Here is a 17,274-nt window from a genome sequence, read left to right on the forward strand (position 1 = left end):
TGCCGCTTACCCCAACCCCCATACCGGCAAGGCCGGGGCCAGGAACCCGAAGCACGGCGGCCAGAGCGAGCAGGCCTATCATGGGCCTGGACAACTTGGCGACCAGTCAACCGGCGGCACCCCGAACGCTGTCACTCGCAACAACGGTTGAAACCATCTCACCCGGAGGAAATCGCGATGTATTATACCGATCGACTGCTACAGTATCCCGTTCGCGTCGAACGCCCCGACCCTCGCTTTGCCCGCGCCCTCCAACAGGCCATTGGCGGTATCGAGGGGGAGATCAGGGTCTGCCTGCAATATTTCTTTCAGGCATGGGGCGCGCGCGGACCCGCCAAATATCGCGACCTGCTTTTGAATACCGCAACCGAGGAGATCGCGCATATCGAGATGCTGGCGACCGCAGTCGCGCTCAACCTCGAGGATGCGCCGCTGTCGATCAAGGAGGATGTGGCCGCCGACGCCGCGGGGGGATCGGTCCTTAACGGCATGGACATGCGCCACGTCCTGTCGACGGCGCTCACCGCGCTGCCCAGCGACGCCAATGGCGTTCCATTCGATTGCAGCCATGTCTATGCCAGCGGCAACCTTGCCGCCGACATGATGGCGAACGTCACGGCGGAAAGCACCGGCCGGATGCTGGCGACCAAGCTGTACAACATGACCGACGATCCCGGTATGAAGGACATGCTGTCCTACCTGATCGCCCGCGACACCTATCATCAGCAGCAATTCATGGCGGTGATCGAGGAACTGGGCGGACTGGAGGGCAATCTGCCCATCCCCAACAGCTTCCCCCAGGAAAACGAGAATAGCGAGTTCGCCTATGTGCAGCTCGGCTTCAATCGCGACGGCACGCCGCCGCCCGCCGGCCGTTGGTCCGAAGGGCCGTCCCTGGACGGCAAGTCGCAATATTCACAGCGGCCGATGGAACCGCTGGGCGGCGAGCCGCAACTGGCGCCCCCCCGCCCCGGCGGCGGCGCGCAGACGCAACAGATGACCGGCGGTGGAGAGGGCATTCTCGGCCGTGCAGCCCATGCCATCGAGGACGCGATCACACCTGATCGCGGCTGATCCAGCCCATTTCCAGGAGATTGACGATGCGACATATCGTTGCACTTGCCTTGCCGGCGGCCGTGTTGCTGCTGGGCTGCGCCGATGACCCGATCGGCAATGCCACGCCCGACCAGGCTGCCCGGATGGACCCCGATGCACCAGCCGGCGCCATGCCGACAACCGCATCCGCCTATCTGGCCGCAGCGGCATCGAGCGACCAGTATGAGATCCAGTCCTCCCAGATGGTGGAGGGCAGCGACGCCCCCGCGCCGGTGCGCGATTTCGCGCGGATGATGATCCAGCATCATCAGAAAACGACCCAGACGCTGACAGGCGCCGCACGAGCGGCGGGCATCACGCCCCCGCCCCCGTCACTCCAGCCCAAGCACGCGCAGATGCTGGCGCAATTGCGCGCTCAGCAAGGGGATGCCCTGCATTCTGCCTATCTGACACAGCAGATGCAGGCGCATCAGGAAGCGCTGACGCTGCATCGTGGCTATGCAGAGGGCGGCGACACGCCTGAGTTGCAAAAGGCCGCCACGGCTGCCGTTCCGATCATCGAGCAGCATCTGGAGCGATTGCGCCGGATCGGCAACAACCCGTGAACAGCGTGAAGGACACCGGCCTGGGTGCGACGCTGCTTGAAAGCACCACCGACCCGCAAGCCAAACAAGCACCCGCACCCGGCGGAATGCGAGGCGAGCGGAGCGGCGAACCCGAGGGCAAAGGCTATCCGCGCCGGGTGGCCGGTATCGACGTGATCGACACGTCCGGCGTGGCCCATGCCGAAGCGGTGCGGGACATTCCCCCCCGACCGGCGCTGCGCCCGGATGCAATGGTGCGCGGCGCCGTGCTGGGCGCGGCCGTCGCGGCTTTGGGCGCGGGTGTCGCCATACTGACCGTCCGTCGCGGTCGGGCACGGCCAACAGCACGGCAATGCCCGGTGGTTCGCGACGCGGGACCTGCCAGCATGGCCGATCCCGAACGCAGACGCTGGACCCGCGTCGATCAGGCGTCCGACGAATCCTTCCCTGCCAGCGATCCCCCTTCAACATACTGAAAAGGCACATTCCCATGGCGAATAAAACGCTTGAAACGCTGTTTCACGACACCCTGCGCGACATCTATTACGCAGAGCGCAAAATCCTGCGGACCTTGCCCAAAATGGCGCGCGCGGCAAAGTCGGAGGAACTGAAATCCGCGTTCGAGACGCATCGCGACCAGACCGAGGGGCAGATCGAACGCCTGCAGCAGGTTTTCGAAATCATTGGCAAGACCCCACGCGGCAAAACCTGTGAAGCGATTGACGGCATCGTTGCCGAGGGTGAAGAGATCATCGAGGATTACAAGGACAGCCCGGCCCTCGACGCCGGTCTGCTGGCGTCGGCGCAGGCGGTCGAGCATTACGAGATCACGCGCTATGGCACGCTGCGGCGCTGGGCGCAGCTGCTCGGTCTGGACGAGGCCGTCAGCCTGATCGAACAGACGCTCGAAGAAGAATCGCAGACCGACGAGTTGCTGACCGACATCGCCGACAAGACCGTCAATGAAAACGCGCTCGCCACTGGCTGAACCGATATGGCCGGGTGGCGTTGTCCACCCGACAACGTCCGGAGCAAGCATGACCTTTCACCCCAAGCCGCTGTCGGCGCAGACGATCGTCATCACCGGCGCATCTTCCGGCATCGGGCTGGCGACAGCCCGGCGAGCGGCACTGGCCGGCGCACGCGTGATCCTGGTCGCCCGGAATCAGGCGGTGCTGGAGACGATCGTTCGTGATCTGAACCGGAAAGGCGCGGCCGCGAGTTTCGTCGCCGGGGATATCGCCGAGCCAGACACTTCGCGGCAGGCAGCACGAATGGCCTTCGAGCAGTCCGGCGGCATCGACAGCTGGGTCAATGCTGCCGCGGCAGGAATCTATGCCTGCCTGCGTGACACGCCGATCGAGGACCATCGCCGTCTGTTCGATGTCGGCTATTTCGGCATGGTTCAGGCTTCGCAGATCGCGGTCGACGCGATGCGCGATCGCGGCGGCACGTTGATTAACATCGGCTCCACGCTCTCGGAACGCGCCGTCGCCATCCAGGGCGCCTACAGCGCGATGAAGCACGCCGTGAAGGGGTATACCGACGCCCTTCGCACCGAATTGATCGCGGATCGGGCCGCAGTTCAGGTCACGCTGATCAAGCCGCACGGCATCGACACGCCATGGCCCGAACATGCCCGCAACCTGACGGGCCGCCCGGCACGGATACCGCCCATTGTTTACGACCCCGCGCTGGTTGCCGACGCGATCTGCTTTGCCGCGACCCATCGGCGGCGCGAACTGACCGTCGGCGGCGTCGGATCGCTGGCGGTTTGGGCGGATCGCATATGGCCAGCGGGTGTTGACAGGGTCATCGCATTGGCCGCCGGACCGACGCAAACGACAACTACCCCGCCGGCGCCCGGCGCTTCCGACAATCTATATGCCGCCAGAGCGGATGGCCGCATTTTATCCAATCAGAATATCGACGCGCGGCGCTCGAGCATGGCGCTCTCGGTCCAGAAACTGCCCAGAGGCTCGCTATTTGCCGTGGCAGCGCTCGCTGTGGCGCTCGGAATAGGCTGGACGCGCAAAAATGCCGCCGCCACCAGCTCGGGCTGACTTTTTGGTATGCTCGCTCTGCCGCGACCGATTGCCGGACTGGCGCTGCACGCGCCTTTCATGTCACGCCGCTTCTTCATGAGGGGCGCGTGATCCGATACCGCAATCGGCGCCGGTTTCGCGGAAGCCGGGTTGCGCCTATATAGGCGGCATGAGCATCCTGTCGGGCATCCTCGTGTTTCTGGCCACCGTCGCCGTGATGGAGGGCGTCGCCTATGGCGCGCATCGCTGGATCATGCATGGTCCGGGCTGGTTCCTGCACAAAAGCCATCACCGCCCGCGCACTGGCTTCTGGGAAGCCAACGACCTGTATTTCGTGATCTTCGCCGCACCGTCGATCCTGTTGCTGGTGGGCGGCACCTATTGGGGCTGGCATCCCGCAACGGTGTGGATCGGCGCGGGGATCGCGGCTTATGGCGCGATCTATCTGGGGTTCCATGACATCATCGTTCATCGCCGCGTCTCGACGCGATACCTGCCGCGATCGCGCTATATGAAGCGGATCGTGTCGGCGCACCGGCTGCACCATGCGGTCGAGACCAAGGACGGGACGGTCAGCTTCGGCTTCCTCGTCGCCCCCCGGCCCGAAGCATTGAAGGCCGAACTGAAACGCCGCGGCAATGCGGGAGTGCGCGCGCCGCGCGAACCGGTGGCGTGAACGCGCCGGGCGCCATCGGCCGGATCGCGCTCATGGTGCTCAGCGGAACCGCGACGCTCAGCCTGATCGGTGCGATTGCCGAAACCGCCGATACTGGGCCGGGCGCGCTGCCCGCCCCCGTCAGCCAGACCCCTGCGCCGCTGCCGGTTGACATTGCCGGCACGGGCGATCCGCGCGTGATCGAGCCGATGACACCGATCGAACCCACCGTGCTCCCGCCCCCCGCCCCGACCGAGCGCTGGCTTCGCGCCTTGACCTATGCCGTCACGGCGCTGGCGGGCTTTGCCGCGGCGGGGCTGGTCGTGCTGCTCAGAATCGCATCGGCGTTGTCACGGATCGCCGATCGTTAGGATCGGGCAATCGACGCTCGCCCGTGTCGTCAATCGAACAGGCTGGACACCGATGCCTCGTCGGCGATGCGCTTGATCGCCTCTGCCACCAGCGGCGCGATGGTCAGGTGGCGGATGCGGCCGGCATCGGCGATCAGGTCATGGTTGCCGATCGAATCGGTGATGACCAGTTCCTGCAACGCCGACGCCTCGACCCGTGCCACCGCGCCGCCCGACAGGACGCCGTGCGTGCAATAAGCGACGACGCCCTCGGCCCCGGCGGCTTTCAGCGCGGCGGCGGCGTTGCACAATGTGCCAGCTGAATCGACGATATCGTCGATCAGGATGCAGAAACGTCCCTCGACATCGCCGATGATGTTCATGACTTCCGATTCGCCGGGTCGCTCACGCCGCTTGTCGACAATCGACAAGGGCGCATTGTCCAGCCGCTTGGCCAGGCTGCGCGCGCGCACCACGCCGCCCACGTCGGGCGACACGACCATCAGGTTGCGGTCGCCGAACCGCGTCTTGATGTCCGCCGACATGACCGGCGCGGCATAAAGATTGTCGGTCGGGATGTCGAAGAAACCTTGGATCTGCCCCGCATGAAGGTCGACCGACAACACCCGGTCGGCGCCCGCCGTGGTGATGAGGTTGGCGACCAGCTTGGCCGAAATCGGCGTGCGGGGACCGGGCTTTCGATCCTGCCGCGCATAACCGAAATAGGGCAGCACCGCGGTGATGCGCTTGGCCGACGCGCGTTTCAGCGCGTCGATCATGATGAGCGCTTCCATCAGATTGTCGTTCGCCGGAAACGCCGTCGACTGGATGACGAACACATCCTCGCCGCGCACATTTTCGAGGATTTCGACAAAAATCTCTTCGTCGGCGAAGCGTCGGACGTTCGCCTGGGTCAGCGGAATGTCCAGATAGTCGCCGATCGCGCGCGACAGCGGATGGTTGGAATTGCCCGCCAGCAGTTTCATGCGCGCGACCGTCCTTGATGACAAAATGGAGACGCCGCCCTTAGACCCCCTTTGCGCGAATCGAAAGGGGCATTGCCGCTGTCGCGTGCCCCGCATAAGGCCGGGGACATGTCCGTCGTCACCCGTTTCGCCCCCAGCCCCACCGGCCACCTGCATGTCGGCAACCTCAGGACCGCAATCCTCAACTGGCTGTTTGCAAGGCGGCATGGCGGGCAGTTTCTGCTGCGGCTGGACGATACCGATGCCGCGCGCAGCGAAGCGGCATTCGTCACCGCGATTCGCGACGATCTGAACTGGCTGGGCCTGACCCCCGACGGGGAGGCGCGGCAATCGGCGCGGCTGGACGATTATGAAGGGCGGTTCGATGCGCTGAAAGCGTCGGCGCGGGTCTATCCCTGCTATGAGACGCCCGAGGAGCTTGAGCTTCGGCGCAAGATCCTGCTGGGCCGGGGCCTGCCCCCCATTTACGACCGCGCGGCGCTGAACCTGACCGATGCCGACCGCGCGCGGTTCGAGGCCGAAGGGCGGCGGCCGCACTGGCGCTTCCGGCTCGATCATTCGGCGGCGATCGAGTGGGCCGACGCGATACGCGGTCCCCAGCGCTTCGACCCCGTGACGATGAGCGATCCCGTGGTGCGCCGTGCCGACGGCAGCTGGCTGTATCTGCTGCCCAGCGTCATCGACGATATCGACATGGGCATTACCCATGTCGTGCGCGGCGAGGATCATGTGTCGAACACCGCGGCGCAGGTGCAGATGTTCGCCGCGCTGGACGCGAACCCGCCGACCTTTGCCCATGCCGCGCTGCTGACCGGCAGCGAGGGCAAGCTGTCCAAGCGGCTAGGCTCGCTTGGCGTGGCGCATTTCCGGGAGGAAGGGCTGGAGCCGCAGGCGCTGATCGCCCTGCTCGCGCGGATCGGCACCAGCGATCCGGTCGAGCCGTTCGCCAATCCCATGGCGCTGGCGGCAACCTTCGACTTCGCACGGTTCGGGCGTGCGCCCGCGCGCTTTGACGAGGGCGAACTGGCCACGCTCAACGCGCGCATCGTGCACCAGCTGGACTACGACACCGTCGCCGACCGGCTGCCGTCGGGCATGAGCGCGGCGGCGTGGCAGGCGGTTCGCCCCAATTTGGCGCGCGTCGGCGATGCCGCCGATTGGTGGCGCGTGATCGAGGGACCGGTGGCGCCTGCCGAACTGTCAGCGGAGGACCGCGCCTATCTTGCCGACGCCGCGCGTTTGGCCGTCGCCATCGACTGGGCGACCGACCCATGGCAAGCGCTGACGGCGGCGCTCAAGGACGCGACCGGGCGCAAGGGAAAGCCATTGTTCCTGCCGCTCCGTCTGGCACTGACCGGGCAGGCACATGGGCCGGACATGGCCGCGCTGCTGCCGCTGATCGGCCGCGAACGCGCGCTGGTGCGGCTTCAGGCGGCGGGCGGGTAACGCAGCCGCCCGACAAAGCGTGACAGGCTCAGGCGATGGGAACGGCCGGTCCATTTCGCCTTTGCCTTTTCGAACCGCATCACATCGTCGATCCGGCGCGACAGGAACGCGCGGGTGTCGCCCTGTCCCTCGCTCTCGTCATCCAGAAACACGGTGATCGTCGCGGCATAGATGCCCGCCAGCAGACTGCGCTTGGTATAGTGATTATAATCGGTCGCCGTGTCGCCCGCCGCGCGCCACATGACGTCGGCCGCGCGCCAGCCCAGCCGCGCGGCGCGGGCGATGTTCTGCGGCATGGCCAGAATTGCAGCCGCCCGGCGCAGCGCTTCGCGATCGGGCGCCAGCAGGTCGAGGCGCACTTCCACCAGTGACGCGATCCGCTGGCGGATCTTCATCGCGCCCAGCGTTTCGGGCGGCAGCCGGTCGAGAATCGCGCGATCGACATGCGCGAACCACGCATCGATCATGTCGACCGCCCCGCCGGGAAAGGCCAGCCGCGCGACATCGCGGTCCAGCGCCAGCCGGTCGGCGGCGGCATCCACCGCCTGCGCGTTCCATCCGTCGAACGCCGCATTGCTCGCGACCAGCGGCGCCAGCGCTTCGCGCATCTCGTCGATCGTCGGATCGGGTGGCAGGTCGGTCATGCGGGTGCTCCCAAACTCATGCTACCGATCTAGGGTCCGCCGGATTGGACGCAAGCGGGACTTTCGCCCGGCGCTCCGGCCGTCGCACCAGCACCAGCGCGACCGCGATCAGCACCGCGCCGCCCAGATCGGCCATGCCCAGCCGCTCATCGAACCAGACCCAGCCGATCGTCGCCGACACCACCGGCTGGATCAACAGCGCCAGTCCGACGATCAACGGCGGCAAATGGCCGATCGCATAGATCAGCAACCCCTGCCCGATCAGCTGGCTGAACAGCGCAAGGAGGATCAGCGGCGTCCAGTCGACCGGTATCACCCGGTCCCCAAGCGCCAGCGCGAGGATCAATAGCGGCGCGGCACTGGCCAGCGTCGACAGCGCCAGCGCCGACACCGGCGGCATCGCCCGCCGGACCCGCGCCATCAGAATGAAATAGACGGCATACAGCACGCCCGCCAGCAGGCAGAACAGGTCGCCGACCAGGTTCTGCGGTGACAGTTCCGCCGACCGGCCCAGCAGCACCGCGCCGCCCACCGCCGCCAGCGCCAGCGCCGCCGCCTGAGTGCGCGTCGGCCATGCCCGCGCGACGATGAAACCATAGATGGGATAGATCAGCGTCGCCGAATTGCCGAACAGCGTCGAATTGGCCAGCGTCGTCTGAAGGATGCCGATGTGCCAGCTGCCAAGGTCGAGGGCAAAGGCCATGCCCGACAGCGCCAGCACCCCCCACAGGCCCCGTGCGGTGGCGATGGGGCGTTCGCGCAGCAGATTGGCGGCGATCAGCAGCACGGGGGCGGCCAGCGCGATCCGCCAGAATGCCGCCGCCACCGGCCCGGTATCGGCCAGCCGCACGAACAGCGGTCCGCTCGCCAGGAACATGTTCGCGGCGCAGACCGCGACAACCGGCAACGCGCTTGGTCGCGGCGAAGTTAATGTTTCGGGGTCGGGACGATGCATGGCGCTCTTTAGCGCCCTACCTGTGTGCCTGTCTTGTCAATCAATGGAGTTTTCGCATGGCATCGCTTTACGATCCCGTTCGGCTGGGCGCGGTGGAAGCGCCCAATCGCGTGCTGATGTCGCCGCTGACGCGCGGCCGTTCGACCGAGGCGCATGTGCCGACCGCGATCATGGGTGATTATTACGCCCAGCGCGCGGGCGCCGGCCTTATCATTTCGGAAGCCACCGGCATCAGCCGGGAGGGGCTGGGCTGGGCCTATGCGCCGGGCCTGTGGACCGACGAACAGGTCGAAGGATGGAAGCCCGTGCTGGAGCAGGTGCATCAGGCGGGTGGGCGAATCTTTGCCCAGCTGTGGCATATGGGCCGGCTGGTGCATCCCGATTTTCTGAACGGCGCCGCGCCGTTGTCGTCGTCGGCAACGACTGCGCCGGGCAGCGTTCGCACCTATTTGTCGAACGGCGAGAAAAAGCCCTATGGCCAAGCACGCGCCGCGACGCTGGACGACATTGCCCGCGTGCTCGACGATTATGAGCGTGCCACGCGCAACGCGCTGGCCGCCGGGTTCGACGGCGTTCAGCTCCACGCCGCCAATGGCTATCTGATCGACGAGTTCCTGCGCGACAATGCCAATTTCCGCGACGACGATTATGGCGGCAGCCCGGAAAATCGCGGGCGCCTGCTGCGCGAAGCGATGGAACGCATCATCGCCATTGCCGGCGCCGATCGCAGCGCCGTGCGCTTCTCCCCCAATGGCGACACCCAGGGCGTGATCGACAGCAATCCCGAGGCCGTGTTCCTGCCGATCGCCGACTGGCTGGAGACGCAGAAAATCGCCTTTGTCGAGCTTCGCGAACCCGGACCCGACGGCACGTTCGGCTCGACCACGCAGCCGCCGGTGTCGCCCGCGTTCCGCGAGCGTTTCACTGGCCCGCTGATCCTCAACCAGGATTATGACAGGGCCACCGCCGAGGCCGTCGTTGCCGAGGGGCGCGCTGACGGCGTGGCGTTCGGGCGCAAGTTCATCGCCAATCCCGATCTGGTCGAACGGCTGCGAACCGGCGCGCCGATCGCCCAGGACGACATGGCGACATGGTATTCACGCGGGTCGGAGGGTTATACCGACTATCCGGCGCTGGCGCGCGAAGCGGCCTGACGGCCACGATTTCCCGGGTTCAGGCGGCCATCGCCTGAGCCTGGGTATCGGCCAGGCTGGTGCCGTCGAGGATGCGGGCGGTTTCGTCGCGGACACGCGCCATCGCGAGGTGAATCGCGCAGGTCGCCTCGTCCCGGCAATCGCGGCAGGGGCGGTAAGCGGTGTGGCTGACACACGGAACGAGCGCCAGCGGCCCTTCGATCGTGCGGATGATGTCGCCCAGCGAGATCAGGTGCGCCGGGCGCGACAGGCGATAACCGCCCGCCTTGCCGCGCGTCGAATACAGGAACCCCGCCTCGCGCAGATCGGCGAGGATGAGTTCGAGGAACTTGCGGGGCACATTCGCTTCGACCGCGATCCGCCCCATCGGCACGGGCGCACCGTCACGCGGCTGTCCGGCAAGGAAGATCATCGCGCGAAGCGCGTAACGAGAGCGCTGCGTCAACATGATGCCGACTGCCATGCCACCCGATTGCGGCGCTGGAAAGGCTTAATCACCCGATTTCCGATCGGAAATGCAAATCGCGTGCGGGGCTTTTCTTTGTCGGCAATGTGCCTATATCGGTCGGTGCCGGACTTGTCCGGATATGGCGATAAACTGCGGCGTGTCATAGGCGCAGCGGACCCGGGGGCAGTACCCGGCGGCTCCACCACCACCCGTCTGCCAGGCGGTTGATGACGGGGCCGAACCAGGATCGACGTGTGTTGAAAAGCGCTGTTTTCGCCCGGAATGGGACCACCGCAACGGCCCATCTCACAAGTGCCAACGATAACGAGGCGCTCGCGATTGCGGCCTAACCCAAGACCTCACGGTCTAGGTTAGAACGACGAAAGCGCGGTTCGGACCGCACCGGGCAACAGAAGCGGATACCGGCGGCCGCCGGGGGGGCCGAGCAACAGAATCCCCCCGGACTTACCCTTTTTCAGATCAGCCCATCCAGCCGCCCGTGAATCCGGCACGCTGCAGTCCGCGGCGGATATAGGGGTTTTTCTGCATCGTCTTCCACACAAGGCCGGTGCGGTGATTTTCGATCATCGCGACGATCGGTCCCTGGTCGATGCCCAGATAATCGTCGGCGACCCATCCGGTGCCGGGCCGGATCTCGCCGTGCTTCAATGGCTCCGGCGGCCGGCCGGCCAGTGTCGGATTGAACGAATCCAGAAAGCCATATTGCCCATAGATGCCGGTGCCGTAACGCTGATAGATGGCGCGCACCGCCGGCTCGACAATTTCCGGCGCGAACGGATAGCTGCCCAGCAATGCGGTCGGCGCCAGCGTCCCGTCGTCGCGCTCGCCCGGTCCCCGCGCCGAATAGCTGAAGAACGACCGCTCGCGCCCTGCGGTGCTCATGCGGAAATCGCCCGGTCCGTCGCACGCCGTCAGGCCCCAGCAATCCTCACCATAGCCGATCCAGCCGCCGGGATTCTCGACCGCATATTGCCGCTGGGCATAGGCCGCGCGGCGGCTGTTCTCGAAATAATCAATGCCCTTTTCGCGCATCAGGGGATCGCGAATGCCGCGGAAATCGATCCAGACATGGCTGTATTGATGACCGAACATCGGCGCGAAATGCAGATATTCCTGCCCCCAATGCGTGCCCCAGCTGGCGCGGAACCGGTCGCTGACCGCTTCCCATGTGCCATCGGGCAAGGGGTGCGTCGGCGACCCCAGGCCCAGCACATACAGGATCATGCCTTCGTTATAGATGTTCCAGTCGCTGGGGATGAAGCCCGTTTCGGGATGCCAGCCCATCGAGACGAAGGGCGCGCGCGGCGTGATCCAGGTCCATTCGATCGCGCGGAAAAGCTGGTCGGCCAGCGCGCGGATGCGGGCCTCGACCGGATCGTCGCCGTCATACCAGCTCTGCGCGAACAGCACGCCCGCCATCAACAGCGCGGTGTCGATGGTCGACAGCTCGGACCGGGCGAACCGCCACCCCTCGGTCACGCCGAGAAAGTGATAGAAAAAGCCCTTGTAGCCGCTGAACCGCCGCTCGCCGTCGCCCATCGGCGCGCCCGACAGCCATGACAGCGTCCTGAGCGTCCGGTCGCGTCCCGCCGCGCGGGTGATCCAGCCATGGCTCTCGCCGATCGGATAGGCGGTCAGCGCATAGCCGATCGCCGCGATCGAGGAGAAGCTGGGCGTCGGCCAGCGATCGGGCGCCCAGCCGGTTTCGGGGTTGGTGGTGTCCCAGAAGAACCGGAACGCGCGCGCCTGGATATCATCGATCAGGCCCGATGCCGCGGTATCTGCCAGTGGCCGGGTCGGATCGGTGCTGCCGACGCGAAGCGGATCGGACGATCGCGGCGCGGCGCAAGCCCCCACCGCCCCCGCAAGGCCCAGCCCTGCGCGGTTCATGAATTGACGTCGGTCGAACAAGCGACCCTCCCGTGGTTACGCGGATAACAAGGGTGCCGGGGCGGACTTTAGGGGGGAGAGGGGGTCCGCCCCGGCGGGGTCATGCCATCAGAAACGATAGCCGACCCGGAACTGGATACGCCGCGGCAATGTCAGCAGGCGGCTGGCATTCTCGATCGTCGCGGGTTCAAGAATATCGGCCTCCGGCGTGGCATTCAGGTTGATGCCCTCGTCAAAGCCCGCGCCGTTCTTGTTGTTGAAGGCGTTGAGCACGTCGACCGCGACCTCGACCTGGCCGCCCAGGATCCTGGGCTTGTTGGCCAGCGTCAGATTGACCTCACAGAAGGCAAAGATGCCGCCGATGCAGTTCTGGTCGGGATAGGCGACGGTGAACTCGCGCTGCCCCGGCTCGGTCCCGTTGGTGGAATCGACGACATTATAGGCCTGACCCGAACCGAAGGTGCTGAGCGTCGAGAACTGGAAGCCCAGCGGCAGGTCGACAATGCCCGACACGACCACGCGGTGGCGTTCGTCGCCGACGGTCGGCCGCCAGCCATAGGCGTCGGGTGTCACTTCATCCAGGCTGAAAAGGTCGGCGCCATTCTTCTCGGCCTTGCCCAGCGTATAGGCGATGTTCAGGCCCCAGCCCGAACGCTCGGTATAGGTTTTGTCGAGCGTGAAGAACAACGCCTTGTAACGCGTATCCAGCCCGTCATTGCCGATCAGGACGTTCGAATAGCCAAAGCTGCGAACGGTCGCCAGCAGGTCCTGGTCGCAACACGGACCCGTGCCGCCATTCTGCCGCGTGCCGAACAGATAGGTATAGCCGTTGCGGCCACGCTGATACGAACCCGAAAGCGACGCCTGGAATGCACCGATCCGCTGACGCACACCCAGCGAGAACTGGTCGTTGACCGGCGGCTTGGTGTCGTTCTTCGTCACCAGCAATTCGGGCAGTGCGGTTTCGGGATTGGTCGCGAGCAGTTGCAGCAACCCCTCGCGCGTCAGATAGCTGTCGTCCCACGCCACCGTCGGCAGGCCGCGCCGCGGCGTTCCGTCGGGCGAGAAGCGGAACACGCCGATCGGATTGATCGTGCGCGACAGTTCATCGACGGTGTTGTTGAAGTTGTTGCGATCGTAATAACGGCCCGCACCACCGAAGATCACGGTGGTTTCCTCACCCGTCAGATCCCACGAAAAGCCGACGCGCGGCGCGATTGCGCCCATGAACGGCTCACGGTCGTCGCCGGTATTGATGTAGTTTTCGGGATCGAAATAATCGGTCGCAGGCAATGCGCGCAGTGCGGCGCGCGCATTGCCCGGCGTGATGAAATTATTGTTCTTGGCGTTGGTTTCGTAATCCCAGCGCACGCCCAGGTTCAACTGCAACCGGTCGCTCACGTCCCAGTCGTCCTGCAGATACAGGCCAAGCTGCGTGTTCGAGCCATAGATGCGGCCATTGCCCAGACCCAGCCGCGCCTCCGCCGGCGCGGCGAAGGTCAGGTCGTCGCTGGGATCGTCCGGCGTGCCGGCATTATCCGCGCGGTTGAACGTATAGCGCGGCTGGACATAGGCGTTGTTGGCGAATTCAATGTCCGTCACTTCGACGCGCACGCCCCATTTGATCGCGTGATTGTCGAACCCGGTAAAGGTCGTGTCGTTCCGCAGCGTATAGCCCTGCTGCAATTCACGGCGCGTCGAATCCTTGCCGCCGAACACGATCACCCCGGCATAGTCGAACGTCGGCAGGTCCGGGTTGATCGACGTGGGGTTGAACTCGTAATTCAGGTAATTGGCGTTGAATTCGTTGATGAAATTGTCGCCGTTATACGTCCACTTGAAGATATAGGTGTCGACCTTGTTGATCTTGTTCTCGGCATTCTCGAACGCGACGGTGCCGCCGAAACCCTGAATGTCGGTTTCCTCGCGACGGCTGAACGACAGGTCGAAGGTCTGGCGATCATCGGGGGTCAGCGTCAGCTTGCCGAAATAGAAATCCTGGCGGAACGGGCTGACGAACGCGCCTTCGAAATCGGACAGCGGGCGCGGGCCGAACTGGGCGTATTCGGCCAGCGCGTCTTCATTCGCGGTCGCGCGCGGATTGACGTTGAACGCGCGGTCCTGGTCGTTGCCCTCATATGCGGCAAAGAAGAACAGACGGTCCTTGATGATCGGACCGCCCAGCGATGCGCCATATTGCTTGCGCTCGAACGCCGGTTCGGCATTGCCGTCGCGAATGTCGATATAGCTTTTCTGCGTCAGGCTCTTGTCGGTATATTGGCCGAACACTTCGCCGTGGAACTCGTTGGTGCCCGATTTCGTGACCGACGTGATGATGGCGGACCCGGCCTGCTCATATTCCGCCTTGTAATTCTGCGTCAGCACGCGGAACTCCTGCACCGCCAGCTGACCGAACGGGTTGCCGCGGCTGTTCTGCTGGCCCGCCACGCCGCCTTCGCGCAGCTTGTTCTTCAGGCTGACGCCGTCGACGAACACATTGACCTGGCTGGCGGCCGACGCGCCCGACTGAAAACCCTTGTCGGTTTCGCTGTCGTTATAGCGCACGCCCGGCGCCAGCGCGGCAAAGCTCAGGAAGTTGCGGTCGGTCTGCGGCAGCGTGCGGATCTGCGCCTGGCTGACATTGGTGGCGACTTCGCTGGTCCGAACCTCGCGCAGCGTCGATCCGGTGACGATGATGTCCTCGCCCTGCGACGTGACGCTGCCGCCCACGACTTCGCCATCGACCGGCGTTTCGCCGGGCGCGGTGACGGGCGGCGGCGCGCCGGCGGCGGCTGCCGCGCCCAGCGTAACGTCGAACGTCGCCGACTGGCCGACGGCCACGGTCACGACCCGCTCGAAACGCTGACCATCGGCTTCCACCATCAACTGATAGGCGCCGGGGCGCAAACCGTTGAAGATATAAGCGCCGTTCGCGCCGGTGGTGTTGGTCAGCGTGCGGTTGGTCGCCTGACTGACGACCGTGACCGTCGCGCCCGATACCGGCGCACCGTCGGTGCCGCGCACGACGCCGCGCAAGGTTGCGGTGGTGGTCTGCGCCGCTGCCGGTACGACCATGGTGACGCCCCCGGTCAGCGCGGTCGCGCTGGCCAGGAGGATGCGGATTGCGTTCTGCCTGCTCATATTCTTCATTCCCCTGAACCTTCACCCTCTGTTGCCGGGGTGTTGTTGGATGTGCCTACGGTCGTTTCGCGCACGACAAGGCGCGGAACCATTGCCTCGACCGAATGATCCGCTTCGCCCGCGATGATTGCGACCAGTCGCGCAACCGCGCGCGCGCCTGCATCGGCGATACCGACGCGCATGGTCGAAAGACCGGGACTGACCAGCCGCGCGAGCGGGATGTCGTCGAACCCGGCCAGCTTGATATCGCGCGGGATTGCCCGGCCATTGTCGCGCAGCGCGACCAGTGCGCCGATCGCCATCATGTCGTTGCCCGCGAAGATCGCGTCGAAATCGACGCTCTCGCGCAGCAACGCGGCCACCGCCTCGGCGCCTGATGCTTCTTCGAAATTACCCTCGATCACATGGGTGCCGAGGTCCGCGCGCGTCACCGCGCTCAGATAGCCGCGCCGACGTTCATCGGCGTCGATATTGCCGGCGGGGCCGGCGATATGGACGATCCGTCGGCACCCCTGCGCCAGCAGATGCTCGACCATCGCTTCGGCGCCCGCGGCGTTATCGATCCGCATTTCGGCGCGCGATTGCTGGTTGGGCGCGCAATTGACCAGCACGGCGGGGACGCTGGCGGGCAAATGGCTGCCCAGCGCGTCGGCATCGACCTGCGGCGCCATCACCACCAGCCCGTCGACGCGGCCACGCATTGCACGCAGCGCCTCGACCCCCTGTTCGGGGTCGGCGTGCATGTTCGACAACAACAGGTGCATCCCGCGCGTCGATGCTTCGCGGTCCATGCCGCGGACGAATTCGGAAAAGAACTCACCATGCAGGTCGGGCAGCACCACGCCGATCGCGTTGGTGCGCGCCAGGCTGAGGCTGCGGGCGCCGGCATGGGGCACATAGCCAAGCCGCTGCGCCGCCGCTTCCACCCGTGCGCGCAATTCGGCGCGGACATTGTCGCGGCCATTCAGCGCACGCGACGCGGACGCCACCGATACATCGGCAGCCCGCGCGACATCGCGGATGGTGGCGTTCGCCATTTCGCTTCGACAACCCTCTCCGAAACCCGGTTCGCGCAGCGCATTAGACGCGATCGGCTCTTGATGAAACCGGTTACAGAAAACTATGACCCGCTGCAACAACGATTCGTCGCGCCCGGCCGGGCGCGCCGCAACGCCGTCTTTTCGAGAGGAGACACCCCTTGCCGCAAACGCCCCGACTGTCCCGCCGTGCCCTGATGATCGGCGCGGGTGCCGCCGCCGCCTGGGCCGCCTCCCCGGCGCGCGCGCTGATGATGCAGGCCAGTGCCGATGGTCTTCCCGCATCGGTGCGCGACCTGCTGGCGCGCATGACGGTCGTGGAAAAGGCCGGGCAATGCACGCTCATGGCGGCCGCATGGGCGGGCGGTGCGGCGACCGCGCTCAATCCGCCGTCGGGCAACAACAGCTTTGACGACCAGTTGGACGAAACGCGCGCGGGTCGGCTGGGCGGCGTGTTCAACGGCAATGGTGCCGAAATGGCGCGGCGGATGCAGACGGTGGCGGTGCGCGAATCGCGTCTCAAGGTGCCGCTGATCTTCGCCGCAGACGTGATCCACGGATTCCGCACCGTCTTTCCCATGCCGCTGGCCGAAGCGGGCAGCTTCGACGCCGACCTGGCCGAACGCACCGCGCGCGCGGCGGCGGTCGAGGCGACGGCGGCGGGCATCGACTGGAACTTCGCACCGATGGTCGACATCGCGCGCGACCAGCGCTGGGGCCGCGGGATCGAGGGCGCGGGCGAGGATGTGCTGCTGGGCCGGATCATGGCGGCGGCACGCACGCGCGGTTTTCAGGGCCGTCGCGGGCTGACCGCCGACGACGCGATGGCGGCGTGCGCCAAGCATTTCGCCGCTTATGGCGC

The 17,274-nt window shown here is 65.7% G+C and carries 17 protein-coding genes and 1 other RNA gene; 11 read left to right on the forward strand and 7 right to left on the reverse strand.

Features of this window, described 5'->3' with window-relative positions; translation table 11 throughout:
- Positions 1-177 precede the first annotated feature (177 nt).
- The 7 genes from VL973_RS09055 (at position 178) to VL973_RS09085 (ending at position 4,711) form a co-directional block, all read left to right on the forward strand.
- Positions 178-1,074, forward strand: coding sequence for a manganese catalase family protein (locus tag VL973_RS09055; protein ID WP_325283697.1), 897 nt, complete (start codon positions 178-180; stop codon positions 1,072-1,074).
- Between the two features lie 26 nt (positions 1,075-1,100).
- Positions 1,101-1,661 carry a DUF4142 domain-containing protein gene (locus VL973_RS09060; RefSeq protein ID WP_325283698.1) on the forward strand — a complete coding sequence of 187 codons (561 nt, stop codon included), beginning with the start codon at positions 1,101-1,103 and terminating at the stop codon, positions 1,659-1,661.
- The gene (locus VL973_RS14305) at positions 1,658-2,116 is read left to right on the forward strand and encodes a hypothetical protein (protein WP_414712219.1); all 459 of its coding nucleotides are present in this window, start codon (positions 1,658-1,660) and stop codon (positions 2,114-2,116) included. Before VL973_RS09060 ends, VL973_RS14305 begins: the two co-directional genes overlap by 4 nt.
- Before the next feature lie 14 nt (positions 2,117-2,130).
- Positions 2,131-2,628 (forward strand): YciE/YciF ferroxidase family protein, encoded by a 498-nt coding sequence (locus tag VL973_RS09070; RefSeq protein ID WP_325283699.1) that lies wholly within the window; start codon positions 2,131-2,133, stop codon positions 2,626-2,628.
- 49 nt (positions 2,629-2,677) lie between these two features.
- Positions 2,678-3,703, forward strand: coding sequence for an SDR family oxidoreductase (locus tag VL973_RS09075; protein ID WP_325283700.1), 1,026 nt, complete (start codon positions 2,678-2,680; stop codon positions 3,701-3,703).
- A 151-nt stretch (positions 3,704-3,854) separates the two neighbouring features.
- Positions 3,855-4,361 carry a sterol desaturase family protein gene (locus VL973_RS09080; protein ID WP_325283701.1) on the forward strand — a complete coding sequence of 169 codons (507 nt, stop codon included), beginning with the start codon at positions 3,855-3,857 and terminating at the stop codon, positions 4,359-4,361.
- Positions 4,358-4,711: a hypothetical protein gene (locus VL973_RS09085; RefSeq protein WP_325283702.1), complete on the forward strand. Its 354-nt coding sequence runs from the start codon at positions 4,358-4,360 to the stop codon at positions 4,709-4,711. Before VL973_RS09080 ends, VL973_RS09085 begins: the two co-directional genes overlap by 4 nt.
- Before the next feature lie 29 nt (positions 4,712-4,740).
- Here VL973_RS09085 and VL973_RS09090 read toward each other — a convergent pair whose 3' ends face one another.
- On the reverse strand, positions 4,741-5,676 hold the full coding sequence (locus tag VL973_RS09090) for a ribose-phosphate pyrophosphokinase (RefSeq protein WP_325283703.1): 936 nt from the start codon (positions 5,674-5,676) through the stop codon (positions 4,741-4,743).
- 108 nt (positions 5,677-5,784) lie between these two features.
- Between VL973_RS09090 and gltX the strand changes: the two genes are divergently transcribed.
- Positions 5,785-7,122 (forward strand): glutamate--tRNA ligase, encoded by a 1,338-nt coding sequence (gene gltX, locus VL973_RS09095; RefSeq protein ID WP_325283704.1) that lies wholly within the window; start codon positions 5,785-5,787, stop codon positions 7,120-7,122.
- Here the strand turns inward: gltX and VL973_RS09100 are convergent.
- Both VL973_RS09100 and VL973_RS09105 read right to left on the reverse strand, forming a co-directional pair.
- A complete protein-coding gene (locus VL973_RS09100) occupies positions 7,104-7,766 on the reverse strand; it encodes a COQ9 family protein (RefSeq protein WP_325283705.1) in 663 nt (220 codons plus the stop codon). The two genes, gltX and VL973_RS09100, sit on opposite strands and share 19 nt — an antisense overlap.
- 16 nt (positions 7,767-7,782) lie before the next feature.
- Positions 7,783-8,643, reverse strand: coding sequence for a DMT family transporter (locus VL973_RS09105; RefSeq protein WP_414712220.1), 861 nt, complete (start codon positions 8,641-8,643; stop codon positions 7,783-7,785).
- A 134-nt stretch (positions 8,644-8,777) separates the two neighbouring features.
- Here VL973_RS09105 and VL973_RS09110 point away from each other — a divergent pair, with 134 nt between their 5' ends.
- Entirely contained in the window at positions 8,778-9,875 is a 1,098-nt protein-coding gene (locus tag VL973_RS09110; RefSeq protein ID WP_325283707.1) for an alkene reductase, read from the forward strand.
- A 19-nt stretch (positions 9,876-9,894) separates the two neighbouring features.
- Here the strand turns inward: VL973_RS09110 and VL973_RS09115 are convergent, their stop codons facing one another.
- Positions 9,895-10,323: an RrF2 family transcriptional regulator gene (locus VL973_RS09115; RefSeq protein ID WP_325283708.1), complete on the reverse strand. Its 429-nt coding sequence runs from the start codon at positions 10,321-10,323 to the stop codon at positions 9,895-9,897.
- A gap of 83 nt (positions 10,324-10,406) precedes the next feature.
- Between VL973_RS09115 and ssrA the strand changes: the two genes are divergently transcribed.
- Positions 10,407-10,747: a transfer-messenger RNA gene (ssrA, locus tag VL973_RS09120) on the forward strand.
- A 56-nt stretch (positions 10,748-10,803) separates the two neighbouring features.
- On the opposite strand, the gene VL973_RS09125 is transcribed toward ssrA, so the two are convergent.
- From VL973_RS09125 to VL973_RS09135, 3 genes are all read right to left on the reverse strand, one after another.
- A complete protein-coding gene (locus tag VL973_RS09125; RefSeq protein WP_414712221.1) occupies positions 10,804-12,255 on the reverse strand; it encodes a glucoamylase family protein in 1,452 nt (483 codons plus the stop codon).
- Positions 12,256-12,342: 87 nt separating this feature from the next.
- Entirely contained in the window at positions 12,343-15,375 is a 3,033-nt protein-coding gene (locus VL973_RS09130) for a TonB-dependent receptor (protein ID WP_325283710.1), read from the reverse strand.
- Between the two features lie 5 nt (positions 15,376-15,380).
- The gene (locus VL973_RS09135) at positions 15,381-16,412 is read right to left on the reverse strand and encodes a LacI family DNA-binding transcriptional regulator (RefSeq protein WP_325283711.1); all 1,032 of its coding nucleotides are present in this window, start codon (positions 16,410-16,412) and stop codon (positions 15,381-15,383) included.
- A 197-nt stretch (positions 16,413-16,609) separates the two neighbouring features.
- Between VL973_RS09135 and VL973_RS09140 the strand changes: the two genes are divergently transcribed.
- Positions 16,610-17,274: glycoside hydrolase family 3 N-terminal domain-containing protein (locus tag VL973_RS09140; RefSeq protein WP_325283713.1), on the forward strand; the 665-nt coding region annotated here is incomplete at its 3' end.

Source organism: Sphingomonas sp., assembly GCF_035490575.1.
Taxonomy (GTDB): Bacteria; Pseudomonadota; Alphaproteobacteria; order Sphingomonadales; family Sphingomonadaceae; genus Sphingomonas.